Below are 19406 nucleotides of genomic sequence, written 5' to 3' on the forward strand. Positions count from 1 at the left end.
AAGCACACCGAACCCACATGGAAGGGAGACCTCCATGACCACCCAGCAAGCACGGTTCCAGACCCTCACCGACGGTCTGGCCAAGATCACCCCCGCAGAACACGACGTCCAGGACTCGCCGTACACGATCACCAACGGGCAGTACGACATTCTGCGTCACGTGCTGCACGACGTCGGCGGTCAGCCGGCCCTCTCGGTCCCCTACCTCGAAAAGGAGGAGGAGGCCTGGGAGATGAACACCTACGTCACCTGCGAGTGCCTCGGCTGGCGGGGCGCCTGGAACTCGGAAATGCGGCGCCGCGCCGAGGTGGACCTCGGCGAGACGCAGTACTTCGGCTACCCCTACTACGCCCGGTGGGCAACCGTGGCTGCCAAGGTGATGGTGGACAAGGGCCTCATCCCGCTCGACGAGCTGTGCGACCGGATCGACCAGGTGCGCGCTCGCCTCCAGGAGGAGAGGAAATGACCCCGAAGTTCAAGGTCGGCGACCGCGTGGTCGTGAAGGACCAGACGAGCATTTTCCACACCCGCACACAGGCTTTCGTGCGAAACCAGGAGGGAATAGTCGTCGAGCACCGCCCCGAGTGGGTGATTCCCGAGGACGAGGCGTTCGACAAGCTGGAGACCGGACGGAAACAACCGTTCTACGTCGTCCGCTTCAAGCAGACCGACCTGTGGCCGAGGTACACGGGATACGCCATCGACACCCTCGAGACCGAGTGCGCAGAGGGGTGGCTCCGAGCCGCCGGAAAGAACGAGTGAGGAGGAGAAGTGAGCGATCCACACAAGCCCATCCAGGCTTCCGAGGAGATCAGTGAGTTCGAGGTCCTCGAACTCGCCCTGCGGGAACTCGCGATCGAGAAGGGGCTCTTCTCGGCCGAGGACCACCGGCGCTTCTCCGAGTGGGCCGAATCGATCGGGCCGTCGAACGGCTCGAAGATGGTCGCCAAGGCCTGGACCGATCCCGCGTTCAAGAAGCGCCTGCTCGAGAACGGGACCGAAGCCAGCAAGGAGGTGGGCATCGACTGGACCGACCCGACGGGCACCGGTACGCCGAGCGACTACACCTTCTTCTACGTCCTCGAGAACACGCCCGAGGTGCACAACGTGATCGTCTGCACGCTGTGCTCCTGCTACCCGCGTCCCGTTCTCGGCATGTCACCCGACTGGTACCGGACACCGAACTACCGGCGGCGCATGGTCCGTCGCCCGCGGGAGGTTCTCGCCGAGTTCGGACTGCACTTCCCGTCCGATGTGGAAGTACGAGTGCATGACTCGAACCAGAAGTCCCGTTTCATGGTCATGCCGATGCGACCCGAGGGCACGGACGGCTGGACCGAGGAACAACTGGAGAAGATCGTCACCCGCGACACCATGATCGGCGTGGCGCTGCCCTCGGCGGACTGGGACGCGTCGAAGGCACCGTCGGCTGGAGGTGGCAAGTGACGGCAACACAGAGCTACGAGGTCATTCTGCGGACCTTGCAGACCGCGGGTGAACGCGCCGGGGACCTCGACGACACCGACCGCAGACCGGACCCGTGGGAATCCGCGATGCAGGCCACGTGCGAGTGTCTCTCGTGGCGCGGATCGTGGGACAACCTCGAACGCCGGCACACCGAGGACGAACTCGGCGAGACCATCTACAGTCAGTTCCCCGTCCATTCACGGTCGGCGATCACCACGGCGCACACCTTCCTCGATCGCGGCATCGTCAGTCAGGACGAGTTGCGCGCGAAGATGGAGCAGGTCCGGGCGAGGCTCGAACGTAGCTGAGACCGGAACAGTCTCCGCCCCAGTACGTTCGAGCCCTCACAACCAGGGGGCTACTCGAGCGCGGCGTCGAGCGTGATGGCGACGCCGGTCAGAGCCTTGCTCACCGGGCAGGACTCCTTGGCGGCCTGGGCGACGCGGGCGAACCCCGCAGCGTCCAGGCCGTCGACCTCTGCCCGCACCGTGAGCACGATGCCGGTCAGCTTGAAACCCGGATCGTCCGGCCCGAGCGAGACGTCGGCGCGGATGTCGAGGCTCTGCGTCGTTCCGCCCGCCTCCCCGATCAGCGCCGACAACTGCATCGCATAGCAGGACGAGTGCGCCGCCGCGATCAGTTCCTCGGGGCTGGTGGTGCCGCCGGCGTCCTCCGCCGCCCGCTTCGGGAAGGACACTTCGAAGGTGCCGACTCCCGAACTGGTGAGTTCCACCTGACCCGAACCCTTTTCGAGCGTCCCGTTCCAGGCGGTGCGTGCGGTGCGTGTGGGCATGTGCAGATCCTCTCTCGTCGATAGGTCTACTTCCTCAGGTCTACTTCCTCCTCGCAAACTACCCCCTATCGTGTAATCGCATGGGGCAGCTGGAGAGGGTGGGGCTACGCCGCGAATCGCTCGGCTTCGCGATCGGCTCGACTCTGTTCGCGGTGGGCGCGCTCCCGGGGTACGCGACGACGGTGGGCGGGGAGGCGGACAACCTCACCTACTTCGCGGGCTCGCTGTTCTTCACCGTCGCCGCCTTCGTCCAACTGAGGTTGAGCGGGCGCGTGGTGCCCACCCCGTCGACGTCCCGCGTCGACCGGTACGACTGGTGGTCGGCGTTCGTGCAGTTCATCGGCACCCTGCTGTTCAACGTCAGCACCGGCGCCGCGCTCGTGCGCAGTCTCACCGCGCACGAGGAGCACGAATTCGTCTGGCAGCCGGACGCGTTCGGCTCGCTGTGCTTCCTGGCAGCCTCCGCGCTAGCCGTCGTCGCCACCACCGACGTCGACGGACTGTGGGATCCGCACGCGCGCAACTGGGGCAGCACGTGGCTCAACGCGATCGGCTCGGTGGCCTTCGGGGTGTCCGCGGTGGGCGCGCTGTTCGTCCCGGACACGCACCGGCCGGAGAGTGCGGCGGCCGCGAACCTCGGCACGCTGGTCGGCGCGCTGTGCTTCCTGACCGCGACGCTGTTGATGAAGCCGCCGGCACCCGGAGCGGTGACACGCCCCGGACGCTGACCCGGTCCTCCCTCAGGGCCGCCGGTCGGCCCGCTCGGGGGCTTCGTCGATCTCCCGGTAGTGCTCGAGCAACTCCCGCTCTGCGTCCCGGCGTGGGTAGGCGAAGAAGACGAGCGCCGCGCCGACCAGGACGATCGCGATCGCCGCGGCGTACGCCCGGGAATCCCCGTCGAGGAAGGCCGCGCGGGCGGCGGCGGTGATCGCGTCCGCGTACTGCGGATACCGCTCCGCGACGTTCTCGGCGCCGGCAAAGGACTTCTCCAACGCGGCCTCGGTCTGATCGCTGACGTCACCCGACTGCGGGCTGGATGCGATCGTAGCGGCGAAGGACGCCGCGTAGCCGGCGGTGAGCAGCGCACCGAGCACCGACTGCACGATCGCGCCGCCCAGGTCGCGCTGCAGGTCCGCGGTGCCCGACGCCATCCCCGCCCGCGACACCGGCACCGACCCGGTCAGCGAGTGCGAGGCCGGCGTGCCGGCCAGCCCGACTCCGGCGCCGAGCAACATGTAGCCGAGCGCGATCTTCCAGTACTGCGCGTCCTCCTTCCACAGCAGCAACGCCACCACCAGTCCCAGGACGATTGCCACGTATCCGAGCAACAGCGTGAATCGCGCGCCGTGCGATTCGACCAGCTTGGCGGACTGCGGGGCCACCACCACCATCACGGCTGCGGCGGGCAGACCGGCGGATCCCGCTGCCAGCGTCGAGTATCCGAGCACGTTCTGCATGAACTGCTGGCCGATGTACAGGGTTCCCATCAGCGTGCCGAACACCACGATGCCCGCGACGGCCGCGACCCAGAAGATGCGCCGGCGGGCCACCGTCAGGTCGTACAGCGGGTACTTCGCCCGCAGCTGCCGGATTCCGAAAACCACCCCCGCGGCGACCGCGATCAGCAGCATCGACAGCGCGGTCGTGCGCATGCCGGCGACCGGGGCGAAGTTGATGCCCAGCACCAACGCCGCCACCAGAATCACCGACACGATCCCGCCGAGATTGTCCACGGGATCGGTCGATTCGTTGACGTGGCTCGGCACGAAATACGCCGCGAAACCCAGCGCGACCAGCGCGAGCGGCACGGTCACCAGGAACACCGACCCCCAGTCGAACGACTGCAGCAGGGCGCCGGACACGAGCGGGCCGAGTGACGAGATACCGCCGCCGATCGCCGACCACAATGCGATCGCCTTGGTCCGGGCTGCTCCCGACCAGAGCGCTGTGATCAGTGCGAGCGTGGTCGGGAAGGCCATCCCGGCCGCGACACCACCGAGCAGTCGCGCGAGGACGAGCACCTCGACGCTCGGCGCGAAGGCGGCGATGACACACGCCGGCAGCGACAACGTCATGCCGAGTACCAGCATCATCTTCCGCCCGTGCCGGTCACCGAGGGCGCCGAGATAGAGCACCGAACCTGCGAGCCCGACGGAGTATCCGACGGCGACCAGATTCAGCTGCGTCTGACTCGCGTCGAAGGCCTTGCCGATGTCGGGCAGCGCGACATTGGCCACCGCCAGGTTCAGGTTCGCCACGGCGGCGACGAGGATCAGCGCCGTCAGCACGAGCGGGGCCCGGGCGGGACGGATCCCGGCCGCTGCGGATGTCATGCGGCCAGTCCACACCATCGTGGTCGGTCGCGTGGCCCGAAATGCCGATGCCGCTCACGCGAACCGGGTGACTCGCATAGCGTTCCGGTCATGACCATCGAGGACGATCGGACCCTCCCGGCGCTGGCCGAGAGCACAGCCCGGATCGTCGCGCTCGCGCACGCCGCGCATCGACGACATTTCGGGCACCGCCGCCGCGGACCGATCCTGATCGGCATCGACGGCCCCTCCGGCAGCGGCAAGTCGACGCTGGCCACACGGGTCGCCGCGGCACTGGACGACGCACCGATTCTCCGGATGGACGACGTGTACCCCGGCTGGGAAGGTCTCGCCGCCTCGGTTCCGCGACTCGTCCGGCAGGTCCTCTCCCCCGCCCGGCACGGCCGGATCCCGCGCTACCGCCGGTACGACTGGCATCTCTGCGACTACGCGGAGTGGCGGGCGATCCGCCGCCACCGATACCTGATCGTCGAAGGCGCCGGGGCGACGTGCGGCGTCGCACGCGAGTACTTCGCGGTCCGGGTGTTCGTCGACGCCGATCCCGACGAGCGAATGCGACGCGCACTGCAGCGCGACGGTGAGATGTTCCGGCCGCACTGGGACCGCTGGGCGCTCCAGGAGGCGGCACTGTTCGGGCCGGACCGGACACGCCGCGCCGCCCACGTCACGGTGATCACGAGTTCTGAGCCCGGGAGGCAGAGGCAGACCTGTGCCGTTCGGCCATGCCCGCCGCCCGGAGCCTGATCGATTCGCGCAGGCACTCCGGTCCGAGGAGTTCGGCGTCCTCGCCGAGCATCCACAGCACGCTCCCCGCGTGCGCCGCGTCGCCGAACTCGACCTCGGCCGTGATCCATCCGTCCGCCGGTACCTCCGCTGCGGTGGAGAGCGCCGAACCGAGAAGGTCGCCGCGACGCTCGGCCCGCACCCGAACGGTGGCCGTCAAACCTTCACGCAGCGAGCGGAACTCGGATCGGCGCTGGTCCCAGATCGCGGCCAGGTCGACGACAGCCTCGCGTCGTGCCCGCTCGTCGAGTTCATGGACGTCCTGGATCCGGGAGAGCCGGTACGTCCGCTCCGATCCGCGATGCGTCGCCACGAGGTACCACCGACCGGAGGCACAGACCAGACCGATCGGGTCGACTGTGCGCCAACGTGGTTCGCTACCGCGGGCGGCATACCGAATCCGAAGCCGGTTTCCGGCGAACACAACCCGTTGGATCAGGCCGAGACGCTCCTCCTGCGGCGGATCCGTGAGCCAACCGCCGTGCCGTACCAGCACCCGTTCCGCCACCCGGGTGGCGGCCTCCCGATGAGTGTCCGGCATCGCCGCCACCACCTTGCGCATCGCGGACGCAAATGCCGGCGCCATCCCCAACGCCTCGGGGGTGGCAGCGGCGCCCGCCGCGAGCAGCGCCTTCGCCTCGTCCACCGTCAAGCCGGTGAGATCGGTGGTGAACCCCGGCAGCAAAGCGAACCCGCCGTGGCGGCCACGTTCCGCATAGACGGGGATTCCGGCCGCCGACAACGCCTCGACATCGCGGAGCACCGTCCGCGTGGACACCTCCAACTCACGGGCGAGTGCCGTCGCGGACATCCGTCCCCTGTTCCGCAGCAACAGCACGAGTGAGAGCAAACGGTCGGCGCGCATTGCCGCAGTCTCCCAGAAATACATGACAGAAGATGTCGTGATCAGGCGCCAGAGTGGGCCGGGTCCGCAGACGTGCAACTCCATCGAAAGGCCCACGATGACCGACATCACCGACCCCCGGCCCCTGTACCGCGAAGCCCTGGCCTGGGTGACCGCCATGATGGGCGAGGTACGCCCGCATCAACTGACGAATCCGACACCGTGCGACGAGTTCGACGTCGCAACCCTGATGGGCCACCTGGTCGCGACTGTCGAGCGGGCCCGCGTCATCGGTGAGGGCGGCGACCCGGCTTCGGTGCCGCTGGTGGCGACCGGCGTCGGTGTCGACGGCGAGTGGTCCTCCGCATATCGGACGGCCGGCGAGAAGATGTGGGCCGTCTGGGACGACGACGGACTGCTCACCGCCACCGTCACCGCTCCGTGGGGTCAGGTTCCCGGGCACGCCGCGGTCTGGGCGTACCTGAACGAGACGCTGGTCCACGGCTGGGATCTGGCGGTGGCGACGGCGCAACCGACCGAGGCCGACCCCGCCCTCGCCGAAGCGGCACTGGTGGTGGCCCGCCGCGCCATCCCCGCGAGTCTCCGCGGCGGGCGGGTTCCCTTCGGCGCGGTGGTCGAGCCTACTGAGGGAGCCGGACCGACGGAACGCCTCGCCAACTGGTCCGGCCGAACAGCCCCCGCCGGTCGGTGATCTCCGCCCGAGACACGACGACGCCCCCGCGAGCTTTCGCTCGCGGGGGCGTCGTTCACGTGAACCTACTCGGCCGAACCGCCCTCGGACGGGGTCGTGTCGCTGGCACCGGCCAGCGCCTCGGCGGGCGAGTCCGGAACCTTGACCGGCTTCGGGGATCCGTGGAACGTGAACTTCGCGTTCTCGCCGGCGCCCTCGCCGTCCCAGCCCTCGACGTCGACCAGGACGATCTGGCCCGGGCCGAGCTCGTTGAAGAGGATCTTCTCCGACAGCTGGTCCTCGATCTCGCGCTGGATGGTGCGACGCAGCGGACGCGCACCCAGCACCGGATCGAAGCCGCGCTTCGCGAGCAGCGACTTGGCCTGCTCGGTCAGCTCGATGTCCATGTCCTTGTTCTTCAGCTGCGTCTCGACGCGACCGATCATCAGGTCCACCATCTGGATGATCTCGTCCTGAGACAGCTGGTGGAAGACGATGATGTCGTCGATACGGTTGAGGAACTCGGGGCGGAAGTGCTTCTTGAGCTCGTCGTGAACCTTGAGCTTCATGCGCTCGTAGTTCGACTCCGTACCGGTTCCCGAGGTGAAGCCCAGGCCGACGGCCTTCGAGATGTCCGAGGTACCGAGGTTCGAGGTGAAGATCAGCACGGTGTTCTTGAAGTCGACCGTACGACCCTGACCGTCGGTGAGACGGCCGTCCTCGAGCACCTGCAGGAGGGTGTTGTAGATCTCCTGGTGTGCCTTCTCGATCTCGTCGAACAGGACCACCGAGAACGGCTTGCGGCGCACCTTCTCGGTGAGCTGACCGCCCTCTTCGTAGCCGACGTATCCGGGAGGGGCACCGAACAGACGCGACGCGGTGAACCGGTCGTGGAACTCGCCCATGTCGATCTGGATGAGCGCGTCGTCGTCGCCGAACAGGAAGTTCGCGAGCGCCTTGGACAGCTCGGTCTTACCGACACCGGACGGGCCGGCGAAGATGAACGAGCCGGACGGACGCTTCGGATCCTTCAGGCCGGCACGGGTACGGCGGATCGCCTTGGAGACGGCCTTGACGGCATCCTCCTGGCCGATGATCCGCTTGTGCAGCTCCTCCTCCATGCGGAGCAGACGCGTGGTCTCCTCCTCGGTGAGCTTGAAGACCGGGATACCGGTCCAGTTGCCCAGCACCTCGGCGATCTGCTCGTCGTCGACCTCGGCGATGACGTCCAGGTCGCCCGAACGCCACTGCTTCTCGCGCTCGGCGCGCTGCGCGACGAGGGTCTTCTCCTTGTCGCGGAGGTTCGCGGCCTTCTCGAAGTCCTGCGCGTCGATCGCGGATTCCTTCTCGCGGCGGGCGTCGGCGATCTTGTCGTCGAACTCGCGCAGGTCCGGCGGTGCGGTCATGCGGCGGATGCGCATTCGGGCGCCGGCCTCGTCGATGAGGTCGATCGCCTTGTCCGGCAAGAAGCGGTCGTTGATGTAGCGGTCGGCCAGGGTGGCCGCCGCGACGAGTGCGCTGTCGGTGATCGAGACGCGGTGATGCGCCTCGTAGCGGTCGCGCAGACCCTTGAGGATCTCGATGGTGTGCTCGACCGTGGGCTCGCCGACCTGCACCGGCTGGAACCGGCGCTCGAGGGCGGCGTCCTTCTCGATGTACTTGCGGTACTCGTCGAGGGTGGTGGCACCGATGGTCTGCAGCTCGCCGCGGGCCAGCTTCGGCTTGAGGATCGAGGCCGCGTCGATCGCGCCCTCGGCCGCGCCCGCACCGACCAGCGTGTGCAGCTCGTCGATGAACAGGATGATGTCGCCGCGGGTGTTGATCTCCTTGAGGACCTTCTTCAGGCGCTCCTCGAAGTCACCGCGGTAGCGGCTGCCGGCGACCAGCGAACCCAGGTCCAGCGTGTAGAGCTGCTTGTCCTTGAGGGTCTCCGGGACCTCGCCGTTGACGATGGCCTGCGCGAGGCCCTCGACGACGGCGGTCTTGCCGACGCCCGGCTCACCGATGAGGACAGGGTTGTTCTTGGTGCGGCGGCTCAGCACCTGCATGACGCGCTCGATTTCCTTCGAGCGGCCGATGACCGGGTCGAGCTTGCCTTCGAGGGCGGCCTGGGTGAGGTTGCGGCCGAACTGGTCGAGAACCAGCGACGTCGACGGGGTGCCCGCCTCGCCACGGCTGCTGCCGGCCTCGGCCGGCTCCTTGCCCTGGTAGCCCGACAGCAGCTGGATGACCTGCTGGCGAACACGGTTGAGGTCGGCGCCCAGCTTCACGAGCACCTGGGCGGCGACGCCCTCGCCCTCGCGGATCAGGCCGAGCAGGATGTGCTCGGTGCCGATGTAGTTGTGGCCGAGCTGCAGCGCCTCACGGAGGCTGAGCTCGAGGACCTTCTTGGCACGCGGAGTGAAGGGGATGTGCCCGGACGGGGCCTGCTGGCCCTGGCCGATGATCTCCTCGACCTGGCTGCGGACACCTTCGAGGGAGATACCCAACGACTCCAGCGACTTCGCCGCCACGCCTTCACCCTCGTGGATGAGGCCCAGCAGGATGTGTTCCGTGCCGATGTAGTTGTGGTTGAGCATCCTGGCTTCTTCTTGGGCCAGGACGACGACGCGCCGCGCGCGATCGGTGAACCTCTCGAACATCGCTCTCCCTCACACTCTCCGGCAATCAGTTCCGAGACCTGCGTCTCGGCCCTCCCGCCGCGTTTCGCTCCGGCACAACAGGCTGACGGCCTCCGGAACCGATGAAGGTTCCACGACCCCACCTCATACTCTAGTGGGCTGCCTTCCGACCTGCCGCTCCTCCACCCGTCAAACGTGCGGAGCGGACCTGCATAAAGTCTTCAACGCCGCAGGTCGCGGAATCGTTTCCCGGAGGCTGTACGCCTGAAGCGAACATCACCGCGCGCGTCAGCGACGCAGATCTGCAACCTTGTCCAGCGATCCCAGCTTGTGAGGGTTGCGGATCGCGTAGACCCGCGTGATGCGGCCGTCCTCCACGACGACGCTCACCGCGGTGGCCTCGCCGCCGACGTCGATGCGGATGCCGGGCATGCCGTTGAGCCAGGTCGTGGTCGTCACGAAGTCCGGCAGCGTCGCCGCCTTGGACAGGAAGGCCGCCACCCGGCGGGCCCCGACGATCGGCTTGCGCGCCGCCGTCGCGATGCCGCCACCGTCGGCGACCACCACGACGTCGGGGGCGAGCACGTCGACCAGCGCCTGCACGTCGCCGGTGGAGACGGCGGCCAGGAACTTCTCGACCACCGCCTCCTGCTGAGCTCGGTCGACCTGCATCCGCGGTCGCCGCGCCCCGACGTGTTCGCGCGCCCGGTGCGCGATCTGCCGCACCGCGGCCGGCGTCTTGCCCACCGCCTCCGCGATCTCCGGGTACGGCGTCTCGAACACCTCGCGGAGCACGAACACCGCCCGCTCGACGGGACCGAGGGTCTCCAGCACCGTCAGCATCGCGATCGACACGCTCTCCGCGAGTTCGACGTCGTCGGCGACGTCCGGGGTGGTGAGCAGCGGTTCCGGCAGCCACTCACCGATGTAGTCCTCGCGGCGCCGCGACAGCGACCGCAGCCGGTTCAGGGACTGGCGGGTGACCGTGCGCACCAGGTAGGCGCGCGGATCGCGCACCTGCTCCTGGTCCACATCCGCCCACCGCAGCCAGGTCTCCTGCACGACGTCCTCCGCGTCGGCGGCCGAGCCGAGCATCTCGTAGGCGACCGTGAAGAGCAGGCTGCGGTGCGCGACGAACGGGTCGCCGGTCATGTCGTCGAGCGTACGGCGAGCGGCTGCAGCCCACACGACGCCGCGAAACCCTGCGATTCGATACCGAACGCGGTGTTGGTGCGCGTCATGAGGTTCGCGACGGCGACGAACGCCGTCAGCTCCACCAGTGCGGCCGGGCCGAGCGCGTCGAGCAGCCTCGCCGACAGTTCGTCGGTGACGGTCGGCGGCGTCACGGTCATCGCCTCGGCGTACTCCATCACGTCCCGCTCGAGCGGGGTGAACACGTCCGACTCGCGCCAGCGCGGCACCTCACGTGCCTTGACGAGATCGAGGCCCTCGTTGTGGGCGTGGAAGTAGCCGAAGTCGAGGCAGAAGCTGCAACCGACCAGGCTCGCGACCGCCATGTGGGCGAACGACTTGAGGTTCTCGTCGCACTTGTCCCACTTCTGGGTCTTGCGTCCGACGGTGAAGCTGAAGTTCAGCACCTTTCGGTTGTGCCACGTCACCTCCACCGGTTCGGCGACGTCGCCGAGCATCCTGCGTGACATCCGCTTGACCACCGCGCCGTAGAGGCCGGTCAACTCGGCCCTGGGGATCCGGGTATTGCTGGTCATGATTCCTCCTCCGATCACGTGCACTCGGCATGGAGACACCGGCCGCGCCGTAGATGTGACAGCGGCGCCGGATTCTGACCCGTCGTCAGTCGACCCGGACGGGAGCCGGCAGTGCAGTGGCGTCGTCGATGCCGTCGTCGCCCCGTCGCACCACCGTCATCGCCCGCCGCTCCACGCGCGGGCCGGAGGGGATCACGCGTTCGAGCGTCCGGTGCAGCGCCCACGCGATCGGGACGGAGAACGCGACGGTGACGACGAAGACGCCGACCGTCGAGCCCTGGAACGTCCGGTAGCCGAGCATGCCGACGACGAACTCCATCACCACGAGGTGCACGAGGAAGATCTCGTAGGAGATCTCGCCGAGCCACACCATCGGGGCCGACGAGCACAGCCGTCCCAGCGGGCCCGGACGATCCCCGATCACGAGCGGCGCGATCAGGGACATCGCGAAGGCCAGGTACAGCATCGATTTGGTGATTGCTTCGGTCGCATCGGCCGGAACGATCGTCGCCTCCCCGGCCAGCGGGGTGCAGGCGAGCAGCAGGAAGTAGAGCGCCAGCAGTCCCATCCCGTACGGGTTGCAGCGTTTGACCGTCACCGACGCCAGCGCGAGCAGCATCCCGCCCGCGAACCAGGCGACGAACCCGGGCAGCCACAGCCGGGCGGTGAAGGTGATGTCGGTGTGGTGGGTGACGAGCGTCCACAGCGGGGTGACCGCGACGAGGGCGAGCAGCGCGACCGCGAGCCGGATCGGACGCCATTCCCGCCGGCAGACGACGACCACGAGCAGCCAGCCGATGACCGGCAGCAGCAGGTAGAACGTGACCTCGACCGCGAGACTCCACATCTGGGTGAGACCGGTGTGCAGGTGCCCGGGCCCGTAGATCTGGGTGAGCGTCATGTTCCGCAGAAAGCCCGACCAGCCCAGCCCGGTCTCGCCCGCGTCGTCCCGGAACGCATAGATCACGTACGTCGCGACGACGGTGATCCAGTACGCCGGCAGGATGCGTCGGGCCCGATGCCACAGGTACGTCCGCGTCGACGGCAGTGACCGCTCCCCCGCCGCGGTCTGCAGCCACGGCCGGGACAGCAGGAACCCGGACAGGACGAAGAAGACCGAAACGCCGATCTCGAGCCGGGAGAACGCGCCACCGGCCAGGTCGGGGGTGTAGCGCCCCGTCCAGAACGCCGCGTGGGCACCGACGACGAGCAGCGCCGCAACGGCCCGCAGGCCCGTCAGCGACCGGATGTAGCCCGACGCGCTCACGACCCGGCCTTCGGCGCCCCTACGACGGAGCCGACAGGACCCGCACCCACGCACAGTTCCAGCCCGGGCGTCGCGGGCGTGATGCGCAGCGCCTCGCCCGCGCCGTAAAGACGCACGAACACCTGATTGAGTCCGGACTCGACGGGCACCGTGACGGTGTCGTCGCTGCGGTCGAGGCCCACCTCGACGACGCCGTCGGCGGTCGCGAAGTAGTTGAGCTGGGCCGTCCACTCCCAGTCGATGAGCGGACCGTCGAGCGGCAGTTCGGCGCCGCCGGGCCTGACCCGGTACCCGCAGCCCGGTTCCGGGCCCTGCCCGATGCTCCGGGTCGGGGTCACCGCGGCGGGGATCAGGCGTCCGGAGTCGTCGAGCAACTGCAGGAAGTCGGTGTGCCGGCCGAATTCGGGACGGTCCCGCAGCGGCGCGAACAGGTAGCTGGTGGTGTTGTGCGGGTAAGCGACCGGCAGCAGCACCCAGATCGAGACCGGCTGATCGAGCAGCGGGGTGTCCGGGTTCGCGGCCAACGACTGCTTCGCGTGCGCGAGATAGTCGACCGTCGGGTTGTCGCGCCAACGCTCGACGAACGTCACCGTCGACCACAGGCTGCTCGCGGCGAACAGCACGGCCAGTCCGATGACCGCGGCCGGTGGCACCGCCGGCAGCGGTCGGACGTGCTCTCGACGCGGTGCGCGCACGATCAGCGCCCAACCGATCACGAGCACGACGCCACTATCCGCGACGTACCGGAGCGTCTGCGCCAGTTCGTACGCGGTGTCCGGCCCGGAGCGGGTGAGCACCATCGCGGTCTCGGACGCCGCGACGTACGCGACCATCGCGAGCCACACCCAGCCGGTGCGTGCGCGGTAGCGGAGCGACCAGGCCAGTGCCGCCGCGATGGCCAGCCATCCGAGCACGACCAGCACCGTCGGCGGCGTCGCCCACGGCGGGCTCGGCGGCCAGCGATCCCACGCCCACGGACCGCCGAGCAGCGTCGGGACCAGGCCCAGCGACGTGCCGTGGTGGAACAGCCCGACGGTCTGTGTCGCGCTGGGCAGCACGAACCGCGATTCGGTGAACGCCAGGTAGGACGCCGCCCAGCACGCGACGACCGCGGCGAGCGGAATCCACAGCGCGCGGCCCTTCGTCAGCGCGGTCCGCACGGGCCGGTCGATCCCGTCGACGCGATACATCAGCACCACCACCGCGAACGCGACGAACGGCACCAGCACCGACTTCTCGAAGAACGCCAGCGACAGCGCGGCGACGACGGCGCCGGACACCGCGAACCGTGGCCGCCCGGTCCGGCACAACCGGATCGCGTCGCCCGCGACCCATGCGAGGCCGATCTGCATCGGCAGCGAGTTCAGGCCCGCCGCCCACCACGCGAACGACGGGAGCGTCAGCGGCGAGAAGAGGTAGAAGGTGAGCGGCAGCAACAGGACGGCCCGCGTGCCCAGCAGCAGGCGCAGCACCCGCAGCACCGCGAGCGAGGCACCGGCCTGCAGCACGACGAGCATGATCGCCGGCACCACCCAGTTCAGCGGCGCCAGCGTCGTCGCGATCCAGGCGGCCAGGAACGCTGCCGGCATGAAGTGCCCGTCGTGGTCGTAGAACAGGAACGCACCGGACGGCACCGGGTACTGCCCCGACCGGCTGACGAGGATCAGGTCGTCCCAGTAGAAGTCCCCCGAGAACGCGACGATGCCACGCACCACCAGTTGCAGCGCGACGAGCGCCGCGGCGAGCGTGAGGACGTGCCGAGACGAGAGCGGCCACCACCGGTTCCGTGGCGGCGCGTCCGACGACACCGTCGGATCGCCCGTGCCCGTCTCCGGAACAGCTCGCACTCGCTCACTCCTTCCCACCCGCCCGATCACCGCTGCGGAACCTTACCCACGCAAATTAATGCGTTTCTGAGGGTCCGGTGGGGGGCCGCTCGGGGCGGTCAGCCTCCCGCGATCGGCGCGACGAATACACACGGCGCCGGCGCGGATGGTTCCGATCCCATGCATTCATCACGTATGCCGCGGCGACCGGGTCCGCGGCAATCGCCGCGTGCTCGCCGAAGTTCGCGGCGCACCCGTCCTGCACCACGATGTCGGTGGCATTGCGCACCCCGAGTAACCCGCTCGTGTGAGGCACGATCAGTTCGTCGTAGCGGGTCATGATGTTGGTGTAGGTCACCTGTGGCGCGTGGAGATCGAACGCGTTCGTGCCGTTCCACAGCGGGACAGGCGACACATACTTGTCGACCCCGAAATCGCGCAACTGCTCGGCGCTCTGTCCGATCGGCATCATCGCGCCCATGGCGGAAATCGGCCGCGAACGATAGCCGAAAGTGCCCTGTGTCGACGCGAAGGCACAGTAATCCTCGTTCGCCGACAGCACAGCATAGGTGCCCCAATTGTTCTGCCGGTTTCCGCCCGTTCCGTGTACCACGACCAGCGGATTCGGATGGCCGGCCGACGGTTTACACGTCCGGTCGTTCGATCCCGGCGCCGATCCACCCGGATTGCCCATTTCCAGTGGTATTCCATCGAGGAAGTTATAGGAAACCGGGCGGTCCTCTTGTGCAGATGCCGGACCGGAAGCACAAACCAGCAGGAAAAACCCGAGCGCTACGCCCGTAAAGATTCGCCTCAGCTGCACAGCGCGGACGCTATCAGCGAGTCTTTACGGGCGGAACCGATTCGTCCGAGCCGTGCTCGGGCCGTAATCAGTGCGCCTTGTTGTACGCCTCGGTGATTTCGGCGGAGATGCGTCCACGCGAGGACACCGTGAACCCGTTACGGCGCGCCCATTCACGAATCGCCGCGCTCTGCTCACGATCCACCGACGGCCGCGACGACGTGGCAGCGGCGCCGGCGGCACCCTTTCCGCCACGACGGCGATTCGTCACCTTGCGCGCATGCGAAACCCACACCTCGAGCTGCTCGCGCAGTTTCGCGGCATTATCCGAGGACAGATCGATCTCGTAGACAACCCCATCAAGGCCGAACTCGACGGTTTCATCGGCAGTCGCGTTCTGATCGACGTCGTCGATGAGCGTTACGGTGACCTTCTTTGCCATGGGGTCAATTCCTTCCGAATCCCGCGCCTTACTCGGACGCCAAGCGCCTGACCGGCAACTCGAATGCAATAGTACCCCGCGTCATCGAATTAGATGACTTGGCATTCGAAATAATATGAAACCGCCGGTCAGCGCGCAGAAGGTCGGACAATTGGGAAGAGGATCGTTTCCCGGATTCCCAATCCGGTGAGCGCCATGAGTAGACGATCGATTCCCATACCCGTTCCCGTGGTCGGCGGCATACCCTGCTCCATCGCCGCCAGGAACTCCTCGTCGAGAACCATTGCCTCGTCGTCGCCGGCCGAAGCCAGACGCGCCTGATCCATGAAACGCTCGCGCTGAATGATCGGATCGACCAGCTCCGAGTAGCCGGTGGCCAGCTCGAATCCGCGGACGTACAGGTCCCACTTCTCCGTGACACCAGGCAGGCTGCGGTGCTGACGCGTCAGCGGAGACGTCTCGACCGGGAAATTGCGCACGAACGTCGGCTCGAACAGCTGATCACCGCACTGGTGCTCCCACAGCTCCTCGACGAGCTTGCCGTGGCCGTAACCCTTGTCCTTCGGAATCTCCAGACCCACCCGCTCGGCCAGCGCCAGCAGCTCCTCGACGGTGGTCTCCGGGGTGACCTCGACGCCGATCGCGGCGGACAGCGACGGATACATCTCCATCGTCTTCCACTCACCGCTCAGGTCGTACTCGGTGCCGTCGGCGAGGGTGACGACCTGCGTACCGAACGCCGCCTGCGCGACCTCCTGGATCAGCTCGCGGGTCATCTTCGCCGAGTCGTCGTACGTGCCGTAGGCCTCGTACGTCTCGAGCATCGCGAACTCCGGCGAGTGCGTCGAGTCGACGCCCTCGTTACGGAAGTTGCGGTTGATCTCGAAGACCTTCTCGATGCCGCCGACGACGCAGCGCTTGAGGAACAGCTCCGGTGCGATGCGCAGGAACAGATCGATGTCGAGCGCATTCGAGTGCGTGACGAACGGGCGGGCCGCGGCGCCGCCGTGCAGGGTCTGCAGCATCGGGGTCTCGACCTCGAGGAAGCCACGCCGCTCGAGCGCGTTGCGCAGCTCGCGCACCACGGCGACGCGCTTGCGCGCCATGTCGCGGGCCTCGGGCCGGATGATCAGGTCCGCGTAGCGCTGACGCACGCGGGACTCCTCGCTCATCTCCTTGTGCGCGACCGGCATCGGACGCAGCGACTTCGCCGCCATCTGCCACGCGTCGGCCATGACGCTGAGCTCACCGCGACGCGAGCTGATCACCTCGCCGTGGACGAACACGAAGTCGCCCAGGTCGACGTCGGACTTCCACGCCGCGAGCGCGTCCTCGCCGACGTTCGCCAGGCTCAGCATCGCCTGCAGCTGGGTGCCGTCGCCCTCCTGCAGCGTCGCGAAGCACAGCTTGCCGGTGTTCCGGACGAAGATGACGCGGCCGGCGACACCGACCTGCTCGCCGGTGCTCGAGTCGGGCTCGAGATCGGGGTACTTCGCGCGGATCTCCGCGAGGCTGTGAGTGCGCGGCACGGAGACCGGATACGGCTCCTGCCCCTGGGCGAGCAGCCGCTCCCGCTTCTCGCGGCGGATCCGGAGCTGCTCGGGGGTGTCGTCTACTGGCTGGGCGGGTGCTTCACTCACGGGGTCCAAGACTATAGGGCGGCATTCGCCGAGCGTGGCTCCGGTATCACGGCGACGCCCGGAACCCCCGGACCGGGCTCGGCTCCGGAGCATCCGGACGGTTTCGTTTCACTGGACCGCCGCTCCTGTTTCGGCCGAATGTCACACGCGTCCAGTCGAACTGAACCGATGTGACATTCGGCCACGGACGGACGTCAGTGCGCGGACACCGACGCCAGCTCGCGGGTGCAGTGCCGCTCCCCCATCAGCGCGCCGAGCAGACCGGCCGCCTTGATCGCCTTGTAGCCGCCGACCAGATCGGTCGCCTTGTGCAGTCCGAGCTGCCGCAGCGACGCCGCTGCCAGGCTCGAGGTGTAGCCCTCCGAGCACACGATCACCCACTCGACGTCGTGATCGACCGCGAGCGCGAGGTGCGCGTTGCTGGACGGATCGAGACGCCATTCGAGGACGTTGCGCTCGACCGCGAGCGCACCGGGCAGCGTGCCCTCGAGTGCGCGCTGCGCCTGCGGGCGGATGTCCACGAAGATCGCGCCGCGGCGGTGGGCCTCGACGAGTTCGAAGACGTACATGCGGTCGAGCTGGGAACGAGCGTCGTCGAGCATCTGGTCGATGGTCACTTGGAGCCCCCTTCGGGCAGATCGGTCAGCTCGGTACGGGTGCGGCGCAGCGCGCCGTGCTCGGCGACCTCGTAGTAGGACATGGCAGTGAGCGGCGGCGAGTACGCGTGCACGCTCAGCGTGGGTTCGGTGCTGTCGGTGACGGGTCCGGGCGCGCGCATCACGTCGTGCACCCATCCGAGCGGGAAGGCGGCCTGATCGCCCGCGTCGAGCGTGCGGCGACGCAGTTCGCCGTCCGTCCAGCGGTACTCGGCGAGGCTGCCGCTCAGTACGGTGAGCGCGCCGAAAGATCCTGCGTGGTCATGCAATTCGGTGGACTTGTCCGGCACCCAGCTGATCAGCCAGACGTCGACGTCGTCGTCGGAGTGCAGCCGCGTCGACCAGCGCTCGAGCGTCGGGAAGGCGGCGGGCAGCAGGTGATCGTGCCGGCCTTCGATGACGTCGGCAGCACCCTGATCGGTGATCCGCAGCAGGTCGGCGGGACGCAGACGCGTGGGCAACGACGAACCGAGACGACGGACGTCGGGGTGGGCGGAGAGGTCGAGCGCAGGCGTGGAAACGCCGAAAGAATAAGCAGAATGCATGAGCAAAGCTCCAGGAAGTGAAATTGGTCAAGGCAGCGTTCAGCCTCGACAACACTCCTGGGCGCTCATGCAACGGAACATGTCGAACAGTGTGACACAACATCGCCGTCGACGAAACCCCGAACACGCGGGGACGCCGGCAACCCGGATCGTCAGACCTCGGTACGACGGGCGCCGCGGCGCGCGAGATTGCGCTCGTAGACCAGGCGCAGGCCCTCGAGCGTCAGTTCGGGTTCGTGATGTTCGACGGTCTCGCACTCCGGCATGATCAGCGGCGCACTGTCGCCGGTCGCGATGACGGCGACGTCGGTACCGCCGAATGCCGTGAGCTCCGCGCGAACTCGGCGCACCAGTCCGTCGACCAGGCCGGCGAATCCGAACACGGCACCGGACTGCATGCACTCGACGGTGTTCTTCCCGACCACCGATCGGGGCCGGATCAGCTCGACCTTGCGCAGTGCCGCCGACTGCGACGCCAGGGCGTCCGTGGAGATCTCGAGGCCCGGCGCGATGGCGCCACCGAGGAACTCCCCCTTCGCCGAGACGACGTCGACACACGTCGACGTGCCGAAGTCCACGATGATGCAGGCGCTGTCGTAGAAGTGATGGGCCGCAAGACTGTTGACGATGCGGTCGGCGCCGACTTCCTTGGGATTGTCGACCAGCAGCGGCACCCCGGTGCGCACACCGGGCTCGACGACGACGTGTGGGACGTGGTCCCAGTAGCGGGCCAGCATCACCCGGATCTCCCGCAGCACCGACGGCACCGTGGACAGCGCCGACACACCGGTGACCTGCTCCGCGTTCACGCCCAGCAGACCCCGGAACTTGAGCGCCAACTCGTCGGCGGTCATCCGCGGATCGGTACGCATCCGCCAGTCCTGCACCAGCTTCGAGTGTGAACCGCTGCCGGTGAACAGTCCGAGAACGATGTTGGTGTTCCGGACGTCGACGGTGAGGAGCACCGCC

General features: G+C 67.9%; 21 protein-coding genes. 7 read left to right on the forward strand and 14 right to left on the reverse strand.

Annotated elements, in window-relative coordinates; genetic code table 11:
• The first annotated feature begins 34 nt into the window (after positions 1–34).
• From LCL87_RS26010 to LCL87_RS22755, 4 genes are read left to right on the forward strand one after another with little or no spacing between them, the layout of a single operon-like run.
• Positions 35–466 carry a hypothetical protein gene (locus LCL87_RS26010; RefSeq protein WP_510850843.1) on the forward strand — a complete coding sequence of 144 codons (432 nt, stop codon included), beginning with the start codon at positions 35–37 and terminating at the stop codon, positions 464–466.
• Positions 463–762, forward strand: a complete 300-nt coding sequence (locus LCL87_RS26015) for an SH3-like domain-containing protein (RefSeq protein WP_510850844.1) — start codon at positions 463–465, stop codon at positions 760–762. The genes LCL87_RS26010 and LCL87_RS26015 overlap by 4 nt, the downstream gene beginning before the upstream one ends.
• Positions 763–771: 9 nt before the next feature.
• Positions 772–1446: a thiocyanate hydrolase subunit gamma gene (gene scnC / locus LCL87_RS22750; protein ID WP_225023715.1), complete on the forward strand. Its 675-nt coding sequence runs from the start codon at positions 772–774 to the stop codon at positions 1444–1446.
• A complete protein-coding gene (locus LCL87_RS22755; protein WP_225023716.1) occupies positions 1443–1775 on the forward strand; it encodes an SH3-like domain-containing protein in 333 nt (110 codons plus the stop codon). The genes scnC and LCL87_RS22755 overlap by 4 nt, the downstream gene beginning before the upstream one ends.
• A gap of 50 nt (positions 1776–1825) precedes the next feature.
• Here LCL87_RS22755 and LCL87_RS22760 read toward each other — a convergent pair whose 3' ends face one another.
• Entirely contained in the window at positions 1826–2260 is a 435-nt protein-coding gene (locus LCL87_RS22760; protein ID WP_225023717.1) for an OsmC family protein, read from the reverse strand.
• A gap of 80 nt (positions 2261–2340) precedes the next feature.
• On the opposite strand from LCL87_RS22760, the gene LCL87_RS22765 reads away from it, so the two are divergent.
• The gene (locus LCL87_RS22765; protein ID WP_225023718.1) at positions 2341–2988 is read left to right on the forward strand and encodes a hypothetical protein; all 648 of its coding nucleotides are present in this window, start codon (positions 2341–2343) and stop codon (positions 2986–2988) included.
• Positions 2989–3000: 12 nt separating this feature from the next.
• Here the strand turns inward: LCL87_RS22765 and LCL87_RS22770 are convergent, their stop codons facing one another.
• A complete protein-coding gene (locus tag LCL87_RS22770) occupies positions 3001–4593 on the reverse strand; it encodes an MFS transporter (RefSeq protein WP_225023719.1) in 1593 nt (530 codons plus the stop codon).
• Positions 4594–4683: 90 nt separating this feature from the next.
• Between LCL87_RS22770 and LCL87_RS22775 the strand changes: the two genes are divergently transcribed.
• Positions 4684–5337, forward strand: a complete 654-nt coding sequence (locus LCL87_RS22775; protein ID WP_225023720.1) for a nucleoside/nucleotide kinase family protein — start codon at positions 4684–4686, stop codon at positions 5335–5337.
• Here the strand turns inward: LCL87_RS22775 and LCL87_RS22780 are convergent.
• Complete coding sequence (locus tag LCL87_RS22780) at positions 5267–6241, reverse strand: WYL domain-containing protein (RefSeq protein ID WP_225023721.1); 975 nt, start codon at positions 6239–6241, stop codon at positions 5267–5269. The two genes, LCL87_RS22775 and LCL87_RS22780, sit on opposite strands and share 71 nt — an antisense overlap.
• Positions 6242–6338: 97 nt before the next feature.
• Here LCL87_RS22780 and LCL87_RS22785 point away from each other — a divergent pair, with 97 nt between their 5' ends.
• Positions 6339–6932: a TIGR03086 family metal-binding protein gene (locus tag LCL87_RS22785; protein ID WP_225023722.1), complete on the forward strand. Its 594-nt coding sequence runs from the start codon at positions 6339–6341 to the stop codon at positions 6930–6932.
• 65 nt (positions 6933–6997) lie between these two features.
• Here the strand turns inward: LCL87_RS22785 and LCL87_RS22790 are convergent, their stop codons facing one another.
• From LCL87_RS22790 to LCL87_RS22840, 11 genes are all read right to left on the reverse strand, one after another.
• On the reverse strand, positions 6998–9553 hold the full coding sequence (locus LCL87_RS22790; protein WP_225023723.1) for an ATP-dependent Clp protease ATP-binding subunit: 2556 nt from the start codon (positions 9551–9553) through the stop codon (positions 6998–7000).
• Between the two features lie 267 nt (positions 9554–9820).
• Positions 9821–10684 carry an RNA polymerase sigma-70 factor gene (locus LCL87_RS22795; RefSeq protein ID WP_225023724.1) on the reverse strand — a complete coding sequence of 288 codons (864 nt, stop codon included), beginning with the start codon at positions 10682–10684 and terminating at the stop codon, positions 9821–9823.
• The gene (locus LCL87_RS22800; protein ID WP_225023725.1) at positions 10681–11259 is read right to left on the reverse strand and encodes a carboxymuconolactone decarboxylase family protein; all 579 of its coding nucleotides are present in this window, start codon (positions 11257–11259) and stop codon (positions 10681–10683) included. The genes LCL87_RS22795 and LCL87_RS22800 overlap by 4 nt, the downstream gene beginning before the upstream one ends.
• A gap of 85 nt (positions 11260–11344) precedes the next feature.
• A complete protein-coding gene (locus LCL87_RS22805; RefSeq protein WP_225023726.1) occupies positions 11345–12526 on the reverse strand; it encodes an acyltransferase family protein in 1182 nt (393 codons plus the stop codon).
• Entirely contained in the window at positions 12523–14373 is a 1851-nt protein-coding gene (locus LCL87_RS22810; RefSeq protein ID WP_225023727.1) for a hypothetical protein, read from the reverse strand. The genes LCL87_RS22805 and LCL87_RS22810 overlap by 4 nt, the downstream gene beginning before the upstream one ends.
• 55 nt (positions 14374–14428) lie before the next feature.
• Positions 14429–15175, reverse strand: coding sequence for a lipase family protein (locus LCL87_RS22815; protein WP_225023728.1), 747 nt, complete (start codon positions 15173–15175; stop codon positions 14429–14431).
• Positions 15176–15242: 67 nt separating this feature from the next.
• Positions 15243–15596, reverse strand: coding sequence for a histone-like nucleoid-structuring protein Lsr2 (locus LCL87_RS22820; protein WP_225023729.1), 354 nt, complete (start codon positions 15594–15596; stop codon positions 15243–15245).
• Between the two features lie 128 nt (positions 15597–15724).
• Positions 15725–17236, reverse strand: coding sequence for a lysine--tRNA ligase (lysS, locus tag LCL87_RS22825; protein WP_225023730.1), 1512 nt, complete (start codon positions 17234–17236; stop codon positions 15725–15727).
• 194 nt (positions 17237–17430) lie between these two features.
• Positions 17431–17853, reverse strand: a complete 423-nt coding sequence (locus tag LCL87_RS22830; protein WP_225023731.1) for a rhodanese-like domain-containing protein — start codon at positions 17851–17853, stop codon at positions 17431–17433.
• The gene (locus tag LCL87_RS22835; RefSeq protein ID WP_225023732.1) at positions 17850–18437 is read right to left on the reverse strand and encodes a cysteine dioxygenase; all 588 of its coding nucleotides are present in this window, start codon (positions 18435–18437) and stop codon (positions 17850–17852) included. Before LCL87_RS22835 ends, LCL87_RS22830 begins: the two co-directional genes overlap by 4 nt.
• Before the next feature lie 152 nt (positions 18438–18589).
• Complete coding sequence (locus tag LCL87_RS22840; RefSeq protein ID WP_225023733.1) at positions 18590–19402, reverse strand: type III pantothenate kinase; 813 nt, start codon at positions 19400–19402, stop codon at positions 18590–18592.
• Positions 19403–19406 lie beyond the last annotated feature (4 nt).

It is taken from the genome of Prescottella equi (genome assembly GCF_020171745.1).
In the GTDB taxonomy this organism is placed as follows: Bacteria; Actinomycetota; Actinomycetes; order Mycobacteriales; family Mycobacteriaceae; genus Prescottella; species Prescottella equi_A.